Annotated in this window: 21 protein-coding genes; 12 read left to right on the forward strand and 9 right to left on the reverse strand. The window is 71.5% G+C overall.

The window, feature by feature from the left end; all coding sequences use genetic code 11:
• Nucleotide 1 precedes the first annotated feature (1 nt).
• From IZR02_RS03185 to IZR02_RS03200, 4 genes are read left to right on the forward strand one after another with little or no spacing between them, the layout of a single operon-like run.
• Nucleotides 2-1102 carry a DUF917 domain-containing protein gene (locus IZR02_RS03185; RefSeq protein WP_025104501.1) on the forward strand — a complete coding sequence of 367 codons (1101 nt, stop codon included), beginning with the start codon at nucleotides 2-4 and terminating at the stop codon, nucleotides 1100-1102.
• Entirely contained in the window at nucleotides 1099-2202 is a 1104-nt protein-coding gene (locus IZR02_RS03190) for a DUF917 domain-containing protein (RefSeq protein WP_025104500.1), read from the forward strand. The genes IZR02_RS03185 and IZR02_RS03190 overlap by 4 nt, the downstream gene beginning before the upstream one ends.
• A gap of 10 nt (nucleotides 2203-2212) precedes the next feature.
• The gene (locus IZR02_RS03195; RefSeq protein WP_025104499.1) at nucleotides 2213-3241 is read left to right on the forward strand and encodes an S-methyl thiohydantoin desulfurase domain-containing protein; all 1029 of its coding nucleotides are present in this window, start codon (nucleotides 2213-2215) and stop codon (nucleotides 3239-3241) included.
• Complete coding sequence (locus IZR02_RS03200) at nucleotides 3238-4752, forward strand: PucR family transcriptional regulator (protein ID WP_025104498.1); 1515 nt, start codon at nucleotides 3238-3240, stop codon at nucleotides 4750-4752. Before IZR02_RS03195 ends, IZR02_RS03200 begins: the two co-directional genes overlap by 4 nt.
• Nucleotides 4753-4774: 22 nt before the next feature.
• On the opposite strand, the gene IZR02_RS03205 is transcribed toward IZR02_RS03200, so the two are convergent.
• The 6 genes from IZR02_RS03205 to IZR02_RS03230 all read right to left on the reverse strand — a co-directional run bounded on the left by IZR02_RS03205 (nucleotide 4775) and on the right by IZR02_RS03230 (nucleotide 9064).
• Nucleotides 4775-5185 carry a VOC family protein gene (locus IZR02_RS03205; protein ID WP_025104497.1) on the reverse strand — a complete coding sequence of 137 codons (411 nt, stop codon included), beginning with the start codon at nucleotides 5183-5185 and terminating at the stop codon, nucleotides 4775-4777.
• A gap of 44 nt (nucleotides 5186-5229) precedes the next feature.
• Nucleotides 5230-5988: an SDR family oxidoreductase gene (locus IZR02_RS03210; RefSeq protein ID WP_025104496.1), complete on the reverse strand. Its 759-nt coding sequence runs from the start codon at nucleotides 5986-5988 to the stop codon at nucleotides 5230-5232.
• A 10-nt stretch (nucleotides 5989-5998) separates the two neighbouring features.
• Nucleotides 5999-6274: a hypothetical protein gene (locus IZR02_RS03215; protein ID WP_025104495.1), complete on the reverse strand. Its 276-nt coding sequence runs from the start codon at nucleotides 6272-6274 to the stop codon at nucleotides 5999-6001.
• Nucleotides 6275-6419: 145 nt separating this feature from the next.
• A complete protein-coding gene (locus tag IZR02_RS03220) occupies nucleotides 6420-7589 on the reverse strand; it encodes an RtcB family protein (protein WP_025104494.1) in 1170 nt (389 codons plus the stop codon).
• Between the two features lie 274 nt (nucleotides 7590-7863).
• Nucleotides 7864-8265, reverse strand: a complete 402-nt coding sequence (locus tag IZR02_RS03225; RefSeq protein WP_025104493.1) for a VOC family protein — start codon at nucleotides 8263-8265, stop codon at nucleotides 7864-7866.
• A gap of 31 nt (nucleotides 8266-8296) precedes the next feature.
• Complete coding sequence (locus tag IZR02_RS03230; protein WP_025104492.1) at nucleotides 8297-9064, reverse strand: siderophore-interacting protein; 768 nt, start codon at nucleotides 9062-9064, stop codon at nucleotides 8297-8299.
• 100 nt (nucleotides 9065-9164) lie between these two features.
• Between IZR02_RS03230 and IZR02_RS03235 the strand changes: the two genes are divergently transcribed.
• From IZR02_RS03235 to IZR02_RS03250, 4 genes are read left to right on the forward strand one after another with little or no spacing between them, the layout of a single operon-like run.
• The gene (locus IZR02_RS03235; protein ID WP_025104491.1) at nucleotides 9165-10160 is read left to right on the forward strand and encodes a siderophore ABC transporter substrate-binding protein; all 996 of its coding nucleotides are present in this window, start codon (nucleotides 9165-9167) and stop codon (nucleotides 10158-10160) included.
• Nucleotides 10161-10208: 48 nt separating this feature from the next.
• On the forward strand, nucleotides 10209-11195 hold the full coding sequence (locus tag IZR02_RS03240) for an ABC transporter permease (RefSeq protein WP_025104490.1): 987 nt from the start codon (nucleotides 10209-10211) through the stop codon (nucleotides 11193-11195).
• A gap of 7 nt (nucleotides 11196-11202) precedes the next feature.
• The gene (locus IZR02_RS03245; protein WP_025104489.1) at nucleotides 11203-12231 is read left to right on the forward strand and encodes an iron chelate uptake ABC transporter family permease subunit; all 1029 of its coding nucleotides are present in this window, start codon (nucleotides 11203-11205) and stop codon (nucleotides 12229-12231) included.
• Complete coding sequence (locus IZR02_RS03250) at nucleotides 12228-12983, forward strand: iron ABC transporter ATP-binding protein (protein ID WP_025104488.1); 756 nt, start codon at nucleotides 12228-12230, stop codon at nucleotides 12981-12983. The genes IZR02_RS03245 and IZR02_RS03250 overlap by 4 nt, the downstream gene beginning before the upstream one ends.
• Before the next feature lie 6 nt (nucleotides 12984-12989).
• On the opposite strand, the gene IZR02_RS03255 is transcribed toward IZR02_RS03250, so the two are convergent.
• Genes IZR02_RS03255 through IZR02_RS03265 form a run of 3 tightly spaced genes read right to left on the reverse strand, consistent with a single transcriptional unit; the run spans nucleotide 12990 to nucleotide 14952 of the window.
• Complete coding sequence (locus IZR02_RS03255; RefSeq protein WP_025104487.1) at nucleotides 12990-13187, reverse strand: hypothetical protein; 198 nt, start codon at nucleotides 13185-13187, stop codon at nucleotides 12990-12992.
• 38 nt (nucleotides 13188-13225) lie between these two features.
• Nucleotides 13226-14185 carry a DNA-3-methyladenine glycosylase family protein gene (locus tag IZR02_RS03260; RefSeq protein WP_217316565.1) on the reverse strand — a complete coding sequence of 320 codons (960 nt, stop codon included), beginning with the start codon at nucleotides 14183-14185 and terminating at the stop codon, nucleotides 13226-13228.
• A gap of 53 nt (nucleotides 14186-14238) precedes the next feature.
• Nucleotides 14239-14952, reverse strand: coding sequence for a winged helix-turn-helix domain-containing protein (locus IZR02_RS03265; protein WP_025104485.1), 714 nt, complete (start codon nucleotides 14950-14952; stop codon nucleotides 14239-14241).
• Nucleotides 14953-15282: 330 nt separating this feature from the next.
• Here IZR02_RS03265 and IZR02_RS03270 point away from each other — a divergent pair, with 330 nt between their 5' ends.
• From IZR02_RS03270 to IZR02_RS03285, 4 genes are all read left to right on the forward strand, one after another.
• Nucleotides 15283-15591, forward strand: coding sequence for a GNAT family N-acetyltransferase (locus tag IZR02_RS03270; protein WP_025104484.1), 309 nt, complete (start codon nucleotides 15283-15285; stop codon nucleotides 15589-15591).
• Between the two features lie 52 nt (nucleotides 15592-15643).
• Nucleotides 15644-16126, forward strand: a complete 483-nt coding sequence (locus tag IZR02_RS03275; protein ID WP_025104483.1) for a DIP1984 family protein — start codon at nucleotides 15644-15646, stop codon at nucleotides 16124-16126.
• A 255-nt stretch (nucleotides 16127-16381) separates the two neighbouring features.
• Complete coding sequence (locus IZR02_RS03280) at nucleotides 16382-17551, forward strand: exonuclease SbcCD subunit D (protein ID WP_025104482.1); 1170 nt, start codon at nucleotides 16382-16384, stop codon at nucleotides 17549-17551.
• On the forward strand, nucleotides 17551-20544 hold the full coding sequence (locus IZR02_RS03285; RefSeq protein WP_025104481.1) for an AAA family ATPase: 2994 nt from the start codon (nucleotides 17551-17553) through the stop codon (nucleotides 20542-20544). The genes IZR02_RS03280 and IZR02_RS03285 overlap by 1 nt, the downstream gene beginning before the upstream one ends.

Consider the following 20544-nt stretch of genomic DNA (forward strand, 5'->3'; position numbering starts at 1 on the left):
CATGAGCACGACGATCACCGCCGCCGACATCGACGGTCTCGCTCGCGGCGCGGCCGTGCTCGGCACCGGCGGAGGCGGCGACCCGTACATCGGCGCGCTCCTCGCCCGCCAGGCCCTCGCCTCGGGAGACGTCACGGTCGTGGCGCTCGACGAGGTGCCGGACGACGCCCTCGTGCTGTTCGTCGCCATGATGGGCGCGCCCACCGTCATGGTCGAGAAGCTGCCGAGCCTCGCGGAGGTCATCGAGCCGGTCAAGGCGCTCGGGATCCACCTCGGCCGCCCGGTCACCCACATCGCCTGCGCCGAGGTCGGCGGCGTGAACTCGACGATCCCGATCGCCGCCGCCGCCGCGCTCGGGCTGCCGCTCGTCGACGCGGACGGCATGGGTCGCGCCTTCCCCGAGCTGCAGATGGTGCTCCCGACGCTGTACGGCGTGACGGCCTCGCCGCTCGCCTTCAGCGACGAGAAGGGGAACACGGGGGTGCTGCAGACCGCCGACAACTCCTGGACCGAGCGCATCGCCCGCGTCGCGTGCGTCGAGATGGGCTGCTCCGTCATGATCTCCGGCTTCTCGATGTCGGGTGCCGCCGCACGCCAGTCGCTGGTGGCGGGATCGCTGTCCCGGTGCATCGACATCGGTCAGCGGATCGCGGAGGCCCGCGAGGCGAAGACCGACCCGGTCGCCGCCGTCGTCGAGCTCCTCGGCGGTCGCGAGCTGTTCGGTGGCAAGGTCGCCGACGTGAACCGGGCCACGACGACCGGCTTCGCGCGCGGTCGGGCACGGATCGACGGAGAGAGCGGAGCCTCGCTGACGCTGCAGTTCCAGAACGAGCACCTCGTCGCGGAGGCGGACGGGCGGGTGCTGGCGACCACCCCCGACCTCATCATGGTCCTCGACGGCGAGTCGGGGGAGCCCGTCACGACCGAGGGGCTGCGCTACGGCCAGCGCGTCCGCGTGATCGCCGCTCCCGCTGACGAGCGCTGGCACTCGGACGCGGCTCTCGCGATGGTCGGCCCGGGGTACTTCGGCTACGACATCCCGGCGCACCGGTTCGACGGCACGGTCTCCGCCGGAGACGCCGCGGCAGGGGCCGCCGCATGAGCTGGGAGCTGACCGCGGCAGACCTGCCCGACCTCGCCCGCGGCGCCACGCTGCTCGGCACCGGCGGCGGGGGCGACCCCTACATCGGCAAGATGCTGGTGGAGCGCGTGCTCGGCGACGGGGCGATCACGATCCTCGACCCGGACGACCTCGCCGACGACCTCTTCGTCATCCCGACCGCGCAGATGGGGGCGCCGACGGTGATGGTCGAGAAGATCCCCGCCGGCACCGAGCCCACCCTCGCCCTGCGCACCCTGGAGGACCACCTGGGACGCCGGGCCGATGCCACCATGCCGATCGAGTGCGGGGGGATCAACTCGATGATCCCGCTCATCGTCGCCGCGGAGACCGGTCTTCCGGTCGTGGACGCGGACGGCATGGGCCGGGCGTTCCCCGAGCTGTCGATGGAGACCTTCGCGGTCTACGGCGTGCACGGCTCGCCGCTCGCGCTCGCCGGAGAGCGCGGGGAGCGCGTCGTCATCGACACGGGAGACGACGATCGTCAGATGGAGTGGCTCGCCCGCGGCATCACGATCCGGCTGGGTGGCGTCGGTCACATCGCCGAGTACGCCATGACCGGGGCCGACGTGCGGCGCACGGCGGTGCCGCGCACCATCTCGATGGCTCTCGCCCTGGGCCGAGCGATCCGGCTCGCCCGGGACGAGCACCGCTCGCCGTTCGAGGCGATCGCCGCGACGCTCGCGACCACGCTCTACCCGCATGTGCGCGAGCTCTGCGTCGGGAAGGTGGTGGATGTCGAACGACGGACCACCGAGGGTTTCGCGAAAGGGCGGGCGGTCATCGCTCCGCTCGGCGCCGCGGAGGACGACACGTTCGAGATCGCCTTCCAGAACGAGAACCTCACCGCGCGGCGGGCTGGACGGCTCGTCGCGATCGTTCCCGATCTCATCTGCGTCGTCGACCACGAGACCGCCGAGCCCATCACCACGGAGGGCCTCCGCTACGGTCAGCGCGTCCGGGTGCTCGGCATCTCGACGCCGGCGATGATGCGCACCCCCGAGGCTCTGGCCGCTTTCGGGCCCTCCGCCTTCGGCCTGACCGAGGAGTTCGCTCCCGTCGAGGGGATGGCCGCGTCCTAGGCTGGATCCCATGAGGCTGGAGCGGGACGACCTGGAGGCGCTCGCCCGCGGGTACGCCCTGCTCGGCTCCGGCGGCGGCGGGTCCACGACGATGCTCGAACTCATCCTCGGCACCACCGCGCCCTGGCCCCTCGACGTCGCGCCGGTGGACGCGCTGGACCCCGCCACGCCCTGTCTCGGCGTGGCCTTCGTCGGGTCGACGATGCTGCTCGGCGAGCGGATGCCCGGTGCCGCGCCCTTCGCCCCGCTGCTGCGGGCGGTGGAGAGATGGCTCGGGCATCCCGTCCCGGCGGTGTGCTCGCTCGAGGGTGGAGGGATGAACGGCCTCGCGCCGCTCACTCTGGCCGGATCGCACACCGTGGTGGACGCCGACTGCACGGGGCGTGCGGTGCCGGGACTCGATCAGATGTCGCTGTTCGTCGACCGCGTGCCGGGACTGGTCTTCGCGTGCGAGACCGGGGCCGACGGGGTGGCGCTCGTGGAGGCGACGAGGGCGATCGATGCGGAGCGTGTGGTGCGTTCGGCCATCATCCAGGCCGGAGGCGTCGGCTGCGCCGTTCTCGCCGGCTTCACCGTCGGCGATCTGCGCGAGCACGCCATCGCCGACCACCTCGCCCGCGCGCTCGCCCTCGGCCGCAGCTTCCTGGTGCACCGGGCGGCACCGCTGCCGGTCCTTGCCGAGGTGCTCGGGGGGACGCTGCTCGCCGAGGGCCGCATCGTGACCACCGCGTCCTCCGCAGCCGACCCGCACGTGAACGCGGTCGAGATCGCCGGACTCGGCGGAGCGGTGCACCGCATCGTCACCCGGTCCGAGACCCTCGCGGTGCTCACCGACGGCCTGCTGGTGGCCGCGGCGCCCGAGATCATCGTCCTCCTGGACGCCGTGTCCCGAGACGTCCTCGAAGTCACCGAGCTGGCCCCGGGGCGCACCGTGGCGGCCCTCGCCCTCCCCGCTCCCGCATGGTGGAACGCCCGCCCCGAGCGTCGGGCCCGGGTGGTGCCTTCCGCCTACGGGCTCGTCGATCTGGACGCGGCGTGAGCGGGGCGCTCGCGCTGCCGGCGCTGCTGGCGCAGGAGGAGAACGGCGTCCTCCGCCACGTCGCGGGCCCGCGGGATGTCGCGTGGGACGCGGTGGTGGTGGAAGCCGGCGAGTCCGACCTGCCCGACGAGGGCATCGGCCGGCTCGCGATCCTCACGTCCGGGGCGCCGATCGCCACCTGGCAGCAGGACGCGATGCTGCGCCGGGTCCGTGACCGCGGGTTCACGGGGCTCGCGCTCCCCGGCGCCGCCGGTGTCGACCCCGGGGCGCTCCGCCTCGCGGACCGGATCGGTCTCGCCCTGCTCGACGTCGAGAGGCCGGTCCAGCTCGCCCGCGCCTGCTGGATGCTCATCGAGGCCCGCGACGCTCTGACGCTCACGCGGGTGCGCAAGGTCGCGCAGTCGTTCGAGTACGCCGCCGACGACCTCGGCGACCTGCTCGGACACCTCGCGGCGAACCTCGGTCTGGGCGTCGCCCTCGTCGACGCCGCGGGAGTGCTCCGTGAAGCCGGCGGACACCTGGACGCCGAACTGCACGCGGCGATCCGCTTCGACGCGTGGAGCGACAGTGCCAGGGCGGGGGAGGGCACGGCCGCCTCGGTGCGGGTGGACAGCCCCGGCCGGTCCGGTCTGCGTCTCGTCCTGTTCGGCCACGGCTTCGGAGAGGCACAGCTGCGGTCGCTCCTGGTGGCCGCGGAGGTCGCCATGCCCGCGGTGGCCGCCCGCATCCTCATCGACGAGATCGCGGCCGTCAACGACGTCGCGGCATCGTCGGGCCTGCTGCGGGACTTCGTCGAGCTCCGCGGAGCCGCCGATACCGATGTGGAACGGCGCATGGCGGAGCGGGGGTGGCGCACCGGCGGGCATCACCTCGGCTTCCGCATGGTGGCGCGCAGCCGGGTGGAGCCGCTCGCACTCCTCCGTGCGATCAGGCCCGGCCTCAGCGCGATCGACGCCGAGGCGCACGCGACCACGGCGGGTCGAGGCCTCAGCGGCTGGCTCTCGTTCGCTGAGGCCCCGGGGCCCGATCGCATCGAGCGGGCCGTGACGGCACTGCGCGACCTCCACCTCACGGCACTGCGCGACTTCGCCGTGGCGACCGGGGTGGGCTCGGCGCAGACCGGGCCGGAAGGACTGGCGGCGACCCTCGACGAGGCCGGCGACGCCGCACGGATCGCCGCGGCCCGGTCGGCCACCGGATGGTTCGTCCGCGTCGACAGCCTCGGGCTCGAACAGCTCCTGCTCGCCTGGACCGGCAACGACACCTTCGTCCCGGCCGCGCAGTCGCTGCTCGCCCCTCTGGCCGAGGGGAACGGGGAACTGCTCAGGACCCTGTCGGCCTACCTCGACCACGAGTCCGGCATCGCGGCCACCGCGGCCGCTCTCGGGCTGCATCGCAACACGGTGGCCGTACGGATCCGCCGGGTCCAGGAGCTCCTCGGGATCGACATGAACGACCCCGAGGCGCGGCTGGCGCTGCATCTCGCGTGCCGGGCGGTGCTGCCGGGCTGAGCCCGGAGCACACCGTCCGGGGTCACTCCGGGTCGCCGTGCAGCATCCAGGCGATCCCGAAGCGGTCGACGAGCATCCCGAACGTCCCGCCCCACGGCGGCACATCGAGCGGCATCGTGATCGTGGCGCCTTCGGAGAGGCGGTCCCACACCTGCCGGGTGACCTCCTGGGTGTTGCCGCTCAGGGACACGGAGACGCCCTGCGGCTTCTCGTAGGTCATGCCCTCCGGGGTGTCCGAGGCCATGAGCACGAGGCCGTCGGGGGTCGTGAGCTGCGCATGCATCACGAGGTCCTTCTGGCTCGGATCCTGCACCATGTCGGGGAAGTCGCCGAAGACCGTGATGTCAAGATCTCCGCCGAGGACTCCCCGGTAGAACTCCATGGCCTCGCGGGCCTCGGTGCGGAAGGACAGGTAGGGATTGAGGTTCGCCATGCGTGCTCCTGGTCGCTCGACTACTGGAAGACCCCCGCCCCTCCTCAGTCTGCGCGCGCCGGCACCGCCTCGGCAAGCCATTCTGTGAACGTCTGCGTCCCGCGCACGGCATCCGGTCCCGGCAGCGCCTTCCCCGCGCGCATCCCCGCCATTTGCGGGCCGGGCACGTTCAGCGCCGGGATCCAGCCGCGGTACCCGATGCGCCGCGCGTACGCCCGCACCATGTCGGCGAGCTGCTCTTCGCGGGGGCCGGCGAAGTCAGGCACTCGACCCTGCGCGTCCCCGATCGCGAGCGTGACGAGCCGCTCCGCGACCTCGCGGGCCGCCACCGGCTGCGTGCGCGCACGCGGGGCGAGATGCAGCGGCCCCGCCTTCGCGCGCCCGAACATCTGCGCGGCGAACTCGTGGAACTGCGTGGCTCGGAGGATTGTGGAGGGGACGGCGGACGCGGACACCAGCTTCTCCTGGGCCACTTTGCCCGCGTAGTAGTCGTAGGGGATCCGGTCGATGCCGACGATGGAGAGCAGGACGACGTGTCCCACGCCGGTGTCCGCGGCGGCGGCGAGGAGGTTCCCGGTGGCGGCGGTGAAGAACTCGATCGCCGTGCTCGCCTTCAGGGTCTCGACGCTCACGACATCGATCACGGCATCGGCTCCGGTCAGCGCCGCCTCCAGCCCGCGCCCGCTGACCAGATCGACGCCGTGCGAACGACTGAGCACGACGGCCTCATGACCGGCGCCCCGGACGGCCTCCACCGTGGGCGTGCCGACGACGCCAGTCCCTCCTGCGACGACGATCCTCATGCGTCGATCCTCACTCCCGATCCAGCCCGAAAGTGCGCTTCACGAGCGCCTGCACATCACGGTCGAGCCCGTCGATGCGGGCGTTGACGCCGTCGATGCGCGTGCCGACCGCGTCGAAGCGGGTATTGACCGCATCGAAGCGCGCGGTCATCTCGTTCCGCAGGCCCCCGATCTCGCTGCGGAGGACGCGGATGAACAGCGTCGAGACGACCGTGAGCATGCCCATCATCAGCGCCGTGAACGCGCCGATCATGGTCCAGACCTGCGCACCGTCCATGGTTTCCATCCCCTCATCGTGGCACCGGATCCTTCAGCCTGCCAGCATCCTGGCGGACGCCACGCCCGGCCCCTCGCGCTCTGTGGAGACACCGGAGATCGCGGGAATTGGGGAGGAAGGGCCGGGTGAGGATCCCTCCTCACCCGGCCCTCGGTCAGTCGCCCTTCACGTTCACGAGCTGTCGCAGCGTGTGCCGGATCCGCACCAGGCTCGCCGCATCCTCCATCACCCGATCGATGGGCTTGTAGGCCTGGGGGATCTCATCGATGAAGGCGTCGGTGTCCCGGAACTCGATGCCGGCCATCGCCTCCCGCAGCTGCGCGTGGGTGAACGTCTTCCGCGCCGCGGACCGCGAGTACTCCCGCCCGGCACCGTGCGGGGAGGAGTTCAGCGACAGCGGGTCGCCGAGCCCCTCCACCACGTACGATGCCGTGCCCATCGACCCGGGGATGAGTCCGGGCCGACCCGCGTCCGCCTGGATCGCGCCCTTACGGGACACCCAGACGCGCTTTCCGAAGTGCATCTCCGACTCCGTGAAGTTGTGGTGGCAGTTGATCCGCTCCTCCTCCTCGACCGGAGCGCCGAGGAAGTCGGAGAGCTGCCGGATGACGCGGTCCATCATCTCCTCGCGGTTCAGCAGCGCGAAGTGCTGTGCCCACCGGAGCTCGCGGATGTAGCGCGTGAACTCCGGCGTGCCCTCGACGAGGTAGGCCAGGTCGGGGTCGGGCAAATCGATCCACCACTGCTTCGCCAGCCGCTGCGCGACCGCGATGTGGTGCCCGGCGATCTTGTTGCCCACGCCGCGGGACCCGGAATGCAGGAACAGCCAGACCCGGTCGAGCTCGTCCACCGACACCTCGATGAAGTGGTTCCCCGAGCCGAGCGTGCCGAGCTGGAGCCGCCAGTTCTTCGCGTAGCCCTCGGGGTCGAACTCGGCCGCACGTGCTCGCTCCTCCAGCTCGGCGATGCGCGGTGCGGCGGTCGCCACGACCTTGTTGTTGTAGCGCCCGGCGGACAGCGGGATCGCGCGCTCGATCTGCTCCCGGAGCGCGGCGAGGTCGCGCCCGTCGAGGTCGTCCTTCGTGAACGGCGTGCGGACGGCGATCATGCCGCAGCCGATGTCGACGCCGACGGCCGCGGGGATGATCGCGCCGAGCGTCGGGATGACAGACCCGACGGTCGCGCCCTTGCCGAGGTGCGCATCCGGCATCAGCGCCAGGTGCGGGTGGATGAACGGCATGCGTGAGGTGGTGCGGGCCTGATCGAGGGTCTTCTCATCGATCAGGGACGCCCACGACAGCAGCCGCGCGGAGAGCCTCTCCATGATTCCTTTCCTTGTGGTGGTGTCCGGCCACAGGTCAGGGAGTCTTCCGACGGAAAACGCCCCGGACCTGACGGTGCGGGGCGTTGCGAGAGCGGATGCTGTCACACGGCGCGCGCCGGAGGGTACGACTCGTCGCGGTCATTGCGCTTCTGCGGAAGCGGCAATGCCACGTTCTGGGGAAGATTCCGCGGGGCGGTCATCCGTCGTCTCCTTGGCTGGTGTGCGGCGCCGGTCGGCACAGCCTTGCCACCCTAGGCGGCGACACGCCCGGGCGTCAAGCGTCCTTCGGCGGGTTGTACATGAACTCGAGCCGGATGCCGTCGGCGTCCTCGACGAAGGAGGCGTAGTACCGCTCGCTGTACCGCGGATACTCCTTCGGCTCGCGCACCGCGGTCCAGCCGGCGTCGAGGGCGAGGTCGTGGAGTCGGTCGACCTCGGCGCGCGACGGCACCGCGAAGGCCATGTGCTGCCAGCCGACGCGGCCGTGGCGGTGAGGGGTGGAGTCGTCGTCCCACGTGTAGAGGATGATCTCGGTCTCGTCGCCGGTGTGCCAGGAGATCGAGTGATCGTCCTCCCCACCGAGCTCGTAGCCGAGCGCGGTGAGCACGGGATGGAACTGCGCGCGTCCGCGCTCCAGGTCGGCGACGGTGATGCCCAGGTGATCGAGGAGAGCCATGCGCCCAGTCTGTCAGCGCAGCGGTCGCCTGTCAGTGCGGAGCGTGGTATTCGGCTTCGCCGCGCTTCCAGTAGCCCTTCACGACGGCGTTCGCGCTGTCCACGCCCCAGCGTGCGAGCAGGGCCCGGCCGGGCTTCACGATGGACTGCTCGGCGGCGATGAACACGAACGGGTCGTCTCCCACGACGTCGTCCGCGGTCAGCGCGTCGAGGAAGGCGATCAGCGCGGAGCCGGCCGGCGCGTCGCCGCGGTGCAGCCACTCGACAGGCACCGGAGCGTCGATCTCGATCTCGCGGCCGGCCGACACCGTCTCGATGACGATGCGTGCGGGGGTGCCGGCGGGGATGAGGGCGGCGAAGCGACGGATCGCGGGGATGGCGGTCTCGTCGCCGACGAGGAGCCATGATCCCGGCTCTCCGGTGAGGACGGCGGCGCCGCGCGGCCCGCCGACGCCGATGGTCGACCCGAGTGGGGCGTTCGCGGCCCACGGGGCGGCCACGCCCTGATCGCCGTGCACGGCGAACTCCACGTCGAGCCAGTCGTCACCCCAGGCGAGGGGCGTGTACTCGCGGCTCGGGGAGGCCCGCAGCTCCTCCACCGAGTCCACGGGGCCGCTCGGGAAGAAGAGCCGCATGTGGTCGTCGGAACCCGGGGAGTCGAAGCCGGCGAGGTCGGGCCCGGACAGGCGGACGCGCACGAAATCCGGAGCGAGCCATTCGCGGGCGCTCAGCGTGACGTTGCGGAAGCGCAGCTCGAGGCCGCGACGCTCGATCGAGAAACCGGATTTCGTATCGCTCATAAAGTAAGGCTAACCTAAAAACCGACGCGGTCGGCTCGCCCGCCCGTCGGACCGGCGCCCCACGAGGGCGCACACATCCCCGCAGAACAGGAGTCTCTCCATGTCCGTGCCCAGAACCCTCACCGCCACGAGCGTCGCTCTCGTCGGCCTGCTCGCCCTCTCCGGCTGCGCGTCCGGCGGCGAAGCCGAACCCGAAGAGACGACGGCGGAATCGGGGACCGTGACCATCGAGGACAACACCGGCACGCACGAGATCACCACGCCGCCGGCCTCGGTCGTCGCTCTGGACAACCGGACCTTCCAGACCCTCTCCGACTGGGGCATCGAGCTCTCCGCCGGCGCGGTCTCCCTCATGCCGGAGACCGTCTCCTACGTGAAGGACGAGGACATCGTCGACATCGGCCTGCACTCCGAGCCCGACCTCGAGGCCATCGTCGCCGCCGACCCCGACCTCATCATCAGCGGCCAGCGGTTCACGCAGCACAACGAGGCCATCGCCGAGCTCGTCCCTGACGCCACGATCATCGACCTGGAGCCGCGGGACGGCGAGCCCTTCGACGAGGAGCTCAAGCGGCAGACCACCGCCCTGGGCGAGATCTTCGGCAAGCAGGACGAGGCACAGAAGCTCGTCGAGGAGTTCGACGCCGCTGTGGACCGCGCGAAGGCGGCCTACGACGACGCCGACACCGTCATGGCGGTGAACACTTCGGGCGGGCAGATCGGCTACCTCGCTCCGACCGTCGGCCGCTCGCTGGGACCGATCTACGACATGCTCGGCCTGACGCCGGCACTGCAGGTCGACGACGCGACCGACGACCACCAGGGCGACGAGATCTCGGTCGAGGCCATCGCCGCCTCGAACCCCGACTGGATCCTCGTGCTCGACCGCGACGCCGTGTTCGCGGCGGAGACGCCGGACTACGTGCAGGCGGCGGAGATCATCGAGAACTCCGAGGCGCTCACCGGCGTCACTGCGGTGAAGGACGACCAGATCGTCTACATGCCCACGGATACCTACCTCAACGAGAGCATCCAGACGTACACGACGTTCCTCAACGACCTCGCCGACGCGCTCGAGAAGAGCGCCGACAAGTAAGGGCTGTGCGGCGGCGTCCCGACCGGGGCGCCGCCGCCGGCATCCCCCATGACCTCTCCTCTCCTCACATCGACATCGCGATCGTCCGCACGGCTGTTCGATCCGAAGCTGCTCATCGGCGTCCTCGTCGTGGCGGCACTCCTGGTGATCTCGCTCTTCACCGGCGTGTACGACATCGCCGGCGCCGACGACGGCGCGCAGATGTTCCAGATCACCCGTGTTCCCCGCACGATCGCGCTGGTGCTCGCCGGCGCGGCGATGGCGATGGCCGGCCTCGTCATGCAGCTGCTCACGCAGAACCGCTTCGTCGAGCCGACCACCACCGGGACCACGGAGTGGGCGGGACTCGGGCTCCTCGCCGTGATGGTGCTCGTGCCGCAGCCCTCGCTTCCGCTGCGCATGGCCGGAGCCGTGCTCGCCGCGTTCGTCGGCACGATGGTGTTCTTCGCGTTCCTCCGCCGCGTCGCGTTGAAGTCGTCGCTCATCGTGCCCATCGTCGGCATCATGCTGGGCGCGGTGGTCGGCGCCATCACGACCTACTTCGCCCTCGCCACGAACTCGCTGCAGATCATCGGCGTCTGGTTCGCGGGCAGTTTCACGTCGGTCATGCGCGGCCAGTACGAGATGCTGTGGATCGTCGCCATCATCGGCGTCATCGTCTTCCTCGTGGCCGACCGGCTGACCATCGCCGGGCTGGGGGAGGAGATCGCCACCAACGTCGGGGTGAACTACAACCGGATGATCCTGCTCGGCACCGCGCTGATCGCGGTGACGACCGGCGTGGTGACCGTCGTCGTCGGCAACCTCCCCTTCCTGGGGCTCATCGTCCCGAACATCGTCTCGATGGTCCGTGGTGACGACCTGCGCAGCAATCTGCCGTGGGTGTGTCTTCTCGGCATCGCGATCGTCACCGTCTGCGACATCATCGGGCGGACGATCATCATGCCGTTCGAGGTGCCGGTGTCGCTGATCCTCGGTGTCGTCGGCGCGGTCGTGTTCGTGCTCCTCCTCCTTCGGCAGCGTCGTCGTGGCTGAGGCGACGATGACGGCGACCACGGCCCCGCGGACGACGCGGTCGGCCGGGGCGTTCACGACCGCACGGGCGCGCCGCCGCTACATCGTCGTGCTGGTGGTGCTCGGCGTGATCGCCCTCGGTTCCGCCTTCGGTCTCCTCGCCTGGGACAACCCGCTCCCCGTCGGCACCCCCGGCTTCTGGCGCATCGCGCAGCACCGCGCGACCGCCGTGGTCGTGATGGCGCTCGTCGCGGTCGCCCAGGCCGTCGCCACGGTGAGCTTCCAGACGGTCACGAACAACCGGATCATCACTCCCTCGATCATGGGCTTCGAGTCGTTGTACCGCGTCGTGCAGACCACGACCGTGTACCTCTTCGGGGTGGCGGGTCTGGTGGCGATCCAGGGCGTCGGCCAGTTCGCCCTCCAGGTGCTCGTCATGGTCGGGCTCGCCGTCGTGCTCTACGGGTGGCTGCTGTCGGGCCGATACGGCAACCTCCAGATCATGCTGCTCGTGGGCATCGTGATCGGGGGAGGCCTCGGGGCGATCGCCACCTTCATGCAGCGGCTGCTCACCCCCAGCGAGTTCGATGTGCTCGCCGCCCGGCTGTTCGGCAACGTCTCCAACGCCGACCCTTCGTACCTCCCGCTCGCGGTCCCGCTCGTGATCGCGGCGTCCGCCCTGCTGTGGCTGCGGTCCCGGCGGTTGAACGTGCTCGCGCTCGGTCCCGATGCCGCGCGATCGCTGGGGCTCGACCACCGCAGGGAGCAGTTCCTCGTCCTGACGCTCGTCGCGGTGCTGATGGCCACCTCCACCGCCCTGGTCGGACCGATGACCTTCCTGGGCTTCCTCGTGGCGACGCTCGCCTACCAGTTCGCCGACACGCACGACCATCGGCTGATCTTCCCGGTCGCCGTCCTCACCGCGTTCTCGATCCTGGCGGGGGCGTACTTCGTCATGAAGAACGTCTTCTACGCGCAGGGCATGGTGTCGATCCTCATCGAGATCGTGGGCGGCACCGTGTTCCTCATCGTCATCCTCCGAAAGGGCAGACTGTGATCGCACTCGACGGCGTCCGCCGTGACTACAGCAGCGAGGTGGCGATCGGCCCCGTCGACCTCCGTATCCCGACCGGCGGGATCACCGCCCTCATCGGGCCGAACGGTGCGGGCAAGTCGACGCTCCTGACCATGATCGGCCGGCTGAACGGGATGGACGCCGGAGCCATCGAGATCGCGGGGCTCGACGTCGCCTCCACGAAGTCGAAGGATCTGGCCAAGGTGGTCTCGATCCTCCGCCAGGAGAACCACTTCGTGACCAGGCTCACCGTGCGCCAGCTCGTGGGCTTCGGCCGCTTCCCGCACTCCCAGGGGCGGTTGACGAGGGCCGACGAGGAGGTCATCAGCCAGGCCATCGACTTCCTCGATCTGGGGACGCTCGAGGGGCGCTACCTCGACGAGCTCTCCGGAGGACAGCGGCAGCGGGCCTACGTGGCCATGGTCCTCGCGCAGGACACGGAGTTCGTGCTGCTGGACGAGCCCCTCAACAACCTCGACATGCGGCACGCCGTGCAGATGATGAAGCACCTGCGGCGGGCGGCGGAGGAGCTCGGGCGCACGATCGTCATCGTGCTGCACGACATCAACTTCGCCGGGCACTACGCCGACCACATCTGCGCCATGAAGGACGGCCGGGTGGTGGAGTTCGGCCCGCCGGCGGAGATCATGACGGACGACGTGCTGAGCCGGGTGTTCGACACCCCGGTGCAGGTCGTGGACGGACCCTCCGGCCCCCTCGCCGTCTACTACTGACGGGCGTCAGAGCTCGACGCCGTGGTCCTCGTCGTTCACGCCCGCGTTGTGGCCGCGGCGGGACTCGTAGCCGAGGAACCAGCCGAACCACACGATCGCCGCGAGCAGCACGCCCAGCCAGACGTTCTGGAAGATGAGGCCGAGGACGACACCGGCGATCAGCAGGCCGACCGTGACGAAGATGCGCAGGGCGGTACGGGACATGCGCTCAGCATACGTCGGTCGCTGCGATCACAGACCGATCAGCGTCGGCGGTGGTCCTCCGGGGCGAGCCGAGGGCCGCGCCGTGCCTCGGCGACGCCGCTGGCGAAGATGAGCCGGATGACGCGCTGCCGGTGGCCGGCCCAGGGTGCGAGCAGTTCGACCATGCCGGCATCGTCCGTGCGGTGCCCGGTCAGGGCATGCCCGACCTCGTGCGCAAGATGGTAGTCGCCCACACTGACGGCATCGGGGTCGCCCAGCGCGCGGATCCGGGTCTCCGCAGCGGTCCAGACGCCGACTCCGGGCAGGCTCGTGAGCACGCGGTCACGGTCATCGCCGGTCGTGGCCGCTCGGACGGCAGCGGCGATGCGGTCGCCGCGCTCCGCCGCCCGCACGATGGTCTTCGATTGGGGCGGCTCCACTCCGGCGCGATGCCACGCCCAGGACGGGATGCGTCGCCACTGCGCCGCCGTGGGAGCGACGGCCATCGGTCGCGGCGTCGGCCCCGGTGCCGGGTCGCCGTAGCGCGACACGAGGTACCTCCAGGCGCCGAAGGCCTGCATGGAGGTGACCTTCTGCTCGAGGACGCCGCAGGCGAGGGCATCGAAGACCTCATCCGTCCGCGCGAGCCGGATGCCGGGGTGCCGCCGGGCAGCCTCGGCGATGAGGGGGTGCAGGGAGGGATCGAAGCCGGTCGGGTCGTCGACGGCACCGCACAGCGCCGGCACGAGGGCGAGGGCGTGCTCGGCACCCGGGCCCCAGGCGGTCGCCTTGACCTCGTTCCCCGACATCCGCAGGGCGAGCGTCGACGGACCCTGCGGCGTGCGGACCGCGCGCCAGATGACCGGGCCGTCGAAGACCGTCGTCGGATCGGCGCCACCGCGGCGCAGCATGCCGACGGTGCGCCGGAGATCGAGCGGATGCGGCGGGCGGTACGTCGTCTCCCGCGGAGGGTCCGCGCGGACGGCGCCCGCCGTCGCGGGGGCGGCGGCGAGGGTCATGCGCCCACCCTACGCGCGGCTCCTGACACCGGCCTCCCGGCGAGGGGAGCGCGTCAGAAGCGGTCGGGCGACGGGGTTCCGTGGCCGTAGCGGATGACGACGTCGGCGTGACGGTCGAACCGGTAGCCGATGCCGCGCACGGTACGGACGATGTCCTCGTACCGGCCGAGCTTCGCCCGCAGCCGGCGCACGTGCACGTCGATCGTGCGCTCGCCCGGGGTCTCGTCGTCCTGGGCCTGCCAGAGGGCGGCGACGAGCTCGCTGCGCTCGATCGTACGGCCCTCGCGGAGGACGAGATACTGCAGCAGCTCGAACTCCTTGTAGGTGAAGGCGGCGGATTCGCCGTCGATGAGCACGCGCTTGCGGGAGATGTCGACGGTGACGCCGGACTCCTCGGGCGTGGTCTCCTCCTCGGCGGCGGCCTTGGTGCGGGCGATCGCGCCGGGCTCCTGCAGGGCGAGACGCACGACGTCGAGGTCTCGGCCGCCGGAGCCTTGCGGGGCGAGGGCGACGGTGGCGTGGGTCTCGGCGCCGGGCGCGAGCTCGGCCAGCGTGCGGCGGAGGGCGTCGACGAGCAGCGGAAGGCTCACACCGGCTTCGGCGGCCTTGATCTCGTCCAGGCCGACGTAGAGGGCGAAGCCGCGGGGCGAGCGGACGGCGGGGAGGTCGGCGCCGGCCGGGGCCAGCGGGGCCGACGGCTCGGCGGGTCGGACGGTGCGGCTGGGGGCGGTGACGGCGGGACGCTCGAGAAGGGCGGAGTTCGACATGATGATGGGTCCTCAGGACGTGAGCCCGACGGGAGGGGGCTCGGATGCGTTGCACGAATGACCGGCGGAGCCGGGGAAGCGAGCACGGGTGTGTGCTCGGGACGCTGCTCTCGCAGATGGCGAGGAGTCAGGTCAGGCGAGGTGGCTGTTCGTTCAGCGACACATTCGGCAACACATGTCAACGCGACCGGGCATCATCATCCCGGCAGTCCCGTTCGCCTCCTGGGCGGACATAGGGCGTGCGTTGATGGTCATGGGGGGATTATGTCCGATCGTGACGGGACATGTCAAAACGCCCGGGCGCGTCGCAAGAGGCGTAACGTGACACGGATGACGATCTCGCACACCGTCGGCGGCTTCATCCTGACCGACGAGAAGGACGCATCGCGGTACACCCTCACGCGCGACGGGAAGCTCGTCAGCGTGCTCGACTACCGGGACGACGGCCACACGGTCGCCCTCACCCGGGCCTACACGGTCCCGGCATTCCGCGGGAACGGGTACGCCGGGAAGGTGGTCGAGGGGGCGGTGGCCGACATCGCGGAGCGCGGCGACCGCAAGGTGGACGCCGTCTGCTGGTACGTGGCGGAGTGGTTCGCCGCGCACCCCGAGCAGTCGGGTCTTCTCCGCACGCGCTGATCTTCCGGCTGTATGACGAACTGTTACGGCCGCCGCCTGCGAGGATGAGGGCATGAGACTCGCCGAAGCCCTCGCCGCCCGCGCCGACCTGCAGCGCCGCATCGAGCAGCTGCGGGCGCGCATCGTCGCGAACGCCCGGTACCAGGAGGGCGAGGAGCCCGCCGAGGACGCGACGGCGTTGATCGAGGAGGCGGATGCTGCGCTGACCCGGCTGCAGAGCCTCATCCGCCGCATCAACGTCACGAACGCCCGGCTCGACATCGGCCCGGACGGGACGATGACCGATGCGCTGGCCGCGCGGGACGTGCTGCGTCTGCGTCACGCCGTGCTCACGGACGCGGCGGGCGCGGCCTCGGGGGCGAACGAGCAGTACCTGCGGCAGATGCGCTCGGAGCTGCGGCAGGTGTCGGCGCTGCCCGTCGCCGCGCTGCGTGCGCGGGCGGATGCGGTCGCCCAGGAGCTCCGAGAGCTCGACAACCGGATCCAGCAGGCGAACTGGTCGCATGACCTCGAGGAGGAGAGCGGAAGTCGGTAGTCGCGACGGAGCGGGCACAACCCTCAGCCGGCGGGGCAAGCCCGGCTCCTGTGGGCGGAGGGCAGCCCTGATCTCGCATCGCGCAGCCCCGCACGCCGCACAGGTGAAGGTGCACAGCGCATCTCGCATCACCGCGTGCCGACCGCCGCGACGAGGGTGGGTCAGGGGACCTTCCGCTTCCTCCTCGTGACTCGGGAGACGGCGCTCCCGGCACGCCTCGGAGGGAATGTCCGAGGGTCTTCGTACCGTGGGGGTATGCGGATCCTGCACACCTCGGACTGGCACATCGGCCGGACGTTCCATGGCAACTCCACCATGGATGCGCTCGCCGAGGTGCTCGCCGCCCTGACCACGCAGGTCAGGGAGCATGAGGTGGACGTGGTTATCGTCGCGGGCGACGTGTTCGACTCCGCCACGCCCTCGGCCGCCGCCTACACCCTGCTCGGAGACGCTCTCGTCGGTCTGCACGAGACGGGAGCGCGGGTGGTCGTCACCAGTGGCAACCACGACTCCGCCGCGCGGCTGGGGTTCCAGGCCCGACTGCTGCGCGACGGCATCCACGTGCTCACCGATCCCCTCGCGGTCGGCACGCCCGTCACGATCGACGATGCCCACGGTCCCGTGCACTTCTTCGGTATCCCGTACCTGGAGCCCGCGATCGTCCGCCAGCACTGGCCGGAGGGCGACGCCGAGGGGCGGCAGCTGCGCACGCAGGCCCAGACCATGACGCACGCGATGACGCTCGTCCGCGCGGGCATGCAGGAGCACGAGGGCCGGTCGGTCGCCATCGCCCACTGCTTCGCCGCGGGCGTGGAGCCGACGGAGGGTCTCGAGCGCGAGGTGCGGCAGGGCGGCCTCGACGTCGTCCCCCTCCGCGCGTTCGACGGCCCCGACTACGTCGCACTGGGCCACATCCACGGTCGCCAGCAGGTGAGCGAGCGGGTGCGGTACGCCGGCGCTCCGCTGCACTACAGCTTCGGCGAACAGCACAAGCCGCGCGGCTCCTGGCTGGTCGACCTGGATGCCGACGGCCTTGCGGGCGTCGAGTGGCTGGAGCTTCCGGTTCCGCGGCGACTGGTCACGCTGACCGGCACCTTCGAGGAGATCCTCTCCGCAGAGAGCGTGGCCGCGCACGCCGACGCCTGGGTGTGCGCCGTCTACACCGACGCCGTGCCGCAGACCGAGCCCATGCGACGGCTCCGCGAGGCGTACCCGCACTGTGCCATGGTGCAGCATCAGCCCGCTGCGACCGGAGAGGAGCGCGAGCGGTCGTACGGTGAGCGGCTGCGGTCCGCGGTGACCGATGCCGACCGGATCGAGGCGTTCCTCGAGCACGTGCGCGCCGGCCAGGGAGCCACCGAGGTCGAACGCGAGCTGATCCGCGAGGTGCTCGACGACCGGGTCCGCGCGGAAGCCCTCGTCTAGTGCGGCTGCATCGTCTGGAGGTCGAGGGATTCGGGCCCTTCCGTGCGCGGCAGACCGTGGACTTCGACGCCTTCGCCGACGACGGGATCTTCCTCATCGCCGGCCGCACCGGAGCGGGGAAGTCGAGCATCCTGGATGCGGTCTGCTTCGGGCTGTACGGCGGGGTGCCGCGGTACGACGGCGGGGAGAAGAGGCTCCGCAGCGACCACAGCGAACCGGACGACCCCTCCGAGGTCGTCGTCGAGTTCAGCACGCCGTCCGGCCGCTACCGGGTCACGCGTTCCCCCGAGTACCTCCGGCCGGCCCGGCGGGGAGGAGGCCTGACGAAGCAGGCGGCGGCGGTCTCCCTGGAGGAGCTCACGGACGACGGCTGGGTCGGTCGCGCGGCGCGGGCCGTCGACGTGGCGCACGAGCTCGACGACATCCTTCAGCTCAGCCGCGAGCAGTTCCTGCAGGTGATCCTGCTGGCCCAGAACCGGTTCTCGGAGTTCCTGCTCGCAGGCAGCAGAGACCGGCAGGCGCTGCTGCGCCGGCTCTTCGGCACCGAGCGTTTCGAAGACGTGCAGGCGCGGTTCGACGAGCGGCGGCGCCACGCCGAGCAGAGCCTCGGGGCGCGTCTCGCCACGGTGTCCGCCCGGCTGGACGAGGCCGAGCGCCTCGTGGCGGATGCCGACCTCGGACGCGACGCCGGCGACGCCGACGGCGAGGTCGGACCGGAGGCGCAGGGGGAGGGCCTCACGACGGCCGATCGCCTGGCGGAGCTGGAACGGGCGCAGGCTCGCGCTGCGTACCGGGCGGAACGGCGCGCTGCCGAGCGTCAGGAGGCGGAGAAGCGGTTCGAGGCCGCCGATGCTGTTCTGGCCGCCGCACGGGAGGATCAACGCGCGCAGAGCGAGCGCGACCGTGCCCGTGCGGCGATGGCGCGTCTGGACGCCGAGGAGGAAGCCATCGCCGAGGCGAAGGCGGAGCTCGCCAGGGCGCGGGCGGCCGAGGTGCTGCGGTCCTCGATCACCGCGGCCGACCGTGCCGTGACGGCGGCTGATGACGCGGTGGCTGCGGAGAAGCGCGCACGCGCGGACTGGGATCAGCTCGGTGTCGAGACCGACGACCTCGATGCGTGGATCGCCGACCGGACACGGGCCTCCGGGGTCTGGGAGCGCGCCGTCGTGCTGGAGGCCGAGGCGCCGCGCCGCGCCGCCGAGCGCGTCACCGCAGAGGAGGCCGTCGCCAACGCCGAGCGCCGGTGCGCCGACGGCGAGGCGGAGCGCGCGGCGCTGCCCGGACGGATCGCCGCCGTCACCGCGGAGCGGGATGACGCCCGTCGGCTCGGCGACCGGCTCCCGGCCATGGAGAGCGCGCGCGTCGCTGCCGAGCTCCGCCGGGAGGCGGCGGAAGAGGCGGCACGTCTGCAGCAGGAGTGCGCCGCGGCCGACCTGGTCCTCGCCGAGGCGACGTCCGCACAGGCCGCCGCGCAGTCGGCTCTGGCCGAGCTGCGCCAGCGCCGGATCGACGGCATGGCCGGGGAGCTGGCGTCCGCTCTGATCGAGGGTCACCCCTGCCCGGTGTGCGGGGCGCGGGAGCATCCGACGCCGGCAGACCACAGCGCCGCGGTCTCCGTGGAGGACATCGCGGCTGCGGAGACTCGGAGGGACGAGGCGGCGCGCCGCGAGCAGCAGGCGAGCTCGACCTGCACGTCGCTGCAGGTCGAGCTCGCTGCGGCTCTGGCGCGCGCGGACGGACGAGACGTCGAGACGGCGAAGGCCGAGCTCGATGCCGCCGTGGCCGCCGAGAAGGAGGCGCTCGCCGCGGCCGAGGCCGCGGGGCTGCGCGACGGCGAGCTCGTCGAACTCAGCGCCCAGCAGAGCGCGCTCGAGGAGCGGCGCGTCCAGGACGAGGCGGCCCTCGCCGAAGCCCGCGAGCAGCTCGCCCTGGTCGTCCAGCGCGACGAGGCCGCCCGTACGGCGATCGACGAGGCGCGAGGGAGCTACGCGTCGGTGGCTGAGCGCATGACGGAGGCCACCACCCACCTCGCCGTCGCACGCCGCCTCCTCGACGCCGAAGCCGAACGGGCGCGGAGGCAGCAGGCGGCCGCGGAGGCGGCTGCCGAGAGGGATGCCGCCCTCGACGCCTCCGAGTTCTCCGACGTCGAGGCCGCCACCGCGGCGCTGCGTCCGCCGGCGGTGCAGACGGAGCTGGACGAGCGGGTGACGACGCACGCCGTGCAACGGGAGAAGGAGCGCGCCCTGCTCTTCGACCTCGAGCTGCGCACACTGCCGGAGGAGCCGATCGACCTCGCGCCCCATGAGCAGGCGGCGCTCGACGCCAGAGCGGCGTGGTCCGCCGCCGTCGACGAGGCCACCAGGACGGCGGGCGATGCGGTGCGGCTGGCCGGCCTCATCGACGCCGCGAAGGACGAGCATGCCCGCACGGCGGAGGATGCCGCGGCGTTCGAGGTGCTCCAGGCCCTCGCCGACACGATCGCCGGACGAGGGGCGAACACCCGCAAGATGACGCTGGAGACCTTCGTGCTGGCGGCGGAACTCGAGGAGATCGTCGATGCCGCGAACCGCCGCCTCCACGACATGTCGGAGGGGCGCTACCGCCTGCAGCACTCCGACGCCCTGGCTGCGCGCGGTGCGGCGTCCGGGCTGGGCATCGTGGTCGCCGACGCCTTCACCGGGCAGACCCGTCCGCCGCAGTCGCTCTCGGGCGGCGAGACCTTCCTCACCTCCCTCGCGCTCGCCCTCGGACTGGCCGAGGTCGTGACGGCCCGCGCCGGAGGCATCCGCCTGGACACGCTGTTCATCGACGAGGGATTCGGGTCGCTCGACGGCGACACGCTCGACGTCGCGATGCGCACGCTCGACGAGCTGCGGCAGGGCGGTCGCACGGTCGGCGTCATCAGCCACGTCGAGGCGATGCAGGAGCAGATCCCCGCGCAGCTCACGGTCCGTGCGCTGCCGAACGGACCGAGCGTCATCGAGACGCGCTGA

The organism is Microbacterium paraoxydans (assembly GCF_019056515.1).
In the GTDB taxonomy this organism is placed as follows: Bacteria; Actinomycetota; Actinomycetes; order Actinomycetales; family Microbacteriaceae; genus Microbacterium.

Bases quoted from the DNA above. Each gene is read 5' to 3' on its own strand.
- IZR02_RS03185 (WP_025104501.1), top strand. From the start codon at position 2: ATGAGCACGACGATCACCGCCGCCGACATCGACGGTCTCGCTCGCGGC.
- IZR02_RS03190 (WP_025104500.1), top strand. From the start codon at position 1,099: ATGAGCTGGGAGCTGACCGCGGCAGACCTGCCCGACCTCGCCCGCGGC.
- IZR02_RS03195 (WP_025104499.1), top strand. From the start codon at position 2,213: ATGAGGCTGGAGCGGGACGACCTGGAGGCGCTCGCCCGCGGGTACGCC.
- IZR02_RS03205 (WP_025104497.1), bottom strand. From the start codon at position 5,185: ATGGCGAACCTCAATCCCTACCTGTCCTTCCGCACCGAGGCCCGCGAG.
- IZR02_RS03210 (WP_025104496.1), bottom strand. From the start codon at position 5,988: ATGAGGATCGTCGTCGCAGGAGGGACTGGCGTCGTCGGCACGCCCACG.
- IZR02_RS03215 (WP_025104495.1), bottom strand. From the start codon at position 6,274: ATGGAAACCATGGACGGTGCGCAGGTCTGGACCATGATCGGCGCGTTC.
- IZR02_RS03220 (WP_025104494.1), bottom strand. From the start codon at position 7,589: ATGGAGAGGCTCTCCGCGCGGCTGCTGTCGTGGGCGTCCCTGATCGAT.
- IZR02_RS03225 (WP_025104493.1), bottom strand. From the start codon at position 8,265: ATGGCTCTCCTCGATCACCTGGGCATCACCGTCGCCGACCTGGAGCGC.
- IZR02_RS03230 (WP_025104492.1), bottom strand. From the start codon at position 9,064: ATGAGCGATACGAAATCCGGTTTCTCGATCGAGCGTCGCGGCCTCGAG.
- IZR02_RS03235 (WP_025104491.1), top strand. From the start codon at position 9,165: ATGTCCGTGCCCAGAACCCTCACCGCCACGAGCGTCGCTCTCGTCGGC.
- IZR02_RS03240 (WP_025104490.1), top strand. From the start codon at position 10,209: ATGACCTCTCCTCTCCTCACATCGACATCGCGATCGTCCGCACGGCTG.
- IZR02_RS03245 (WP_025104489.1), top strand. From the start codon at position 11,203: ATGACGGCGACCACGGCCCCGCGGACGACGCGGTCGGCCGGGGCGTTC.
- IZR02_RS03255 (WP_025104487.1), bottom strand. From the start codon at position 13,187: ATGTCCCGTACCGCCCTGCGCATCTTCGTCACGGTCGGCCTGCTGATC.
- IZR02_RS03260 (WP_217316565.1), bottom strand. From the start codon at position 14,185: ATGACCCTCGCCGCCGCCCCCGCGACGGCGGGCGCCGTCCGCGCGGAC.
- IZR02_RS03265 (WP_025104485.1), bottom strand. From the start codon at position 14,952: ATGTCGAACTCCGCCCTTCTCGAGCGTCCCGCCGTCACCGCCCCCAGC.
- IZR02_RS03270 (WP_025104484.1), top strand. From the start codon at position 15,283: ATGACGATCTCGCACACCGTCGGCGGCTTCATCCTGACCGACGAGAAG.
- IZR02_RS03275 (WP_025104483.1), top strand. From the start codon at position 15,644: ATGAGACTCGCCGAAGCCCTCGCCGCCCGCGCCGACCTGCAGCGCCGC.
- IZR02_RS03280 (WP_025104482.1), top strand. From the start codon at position 16,382: ATGCGGATCCTGCACACCTCGGACTGGCACATCGGCCGGACGTTCCAT.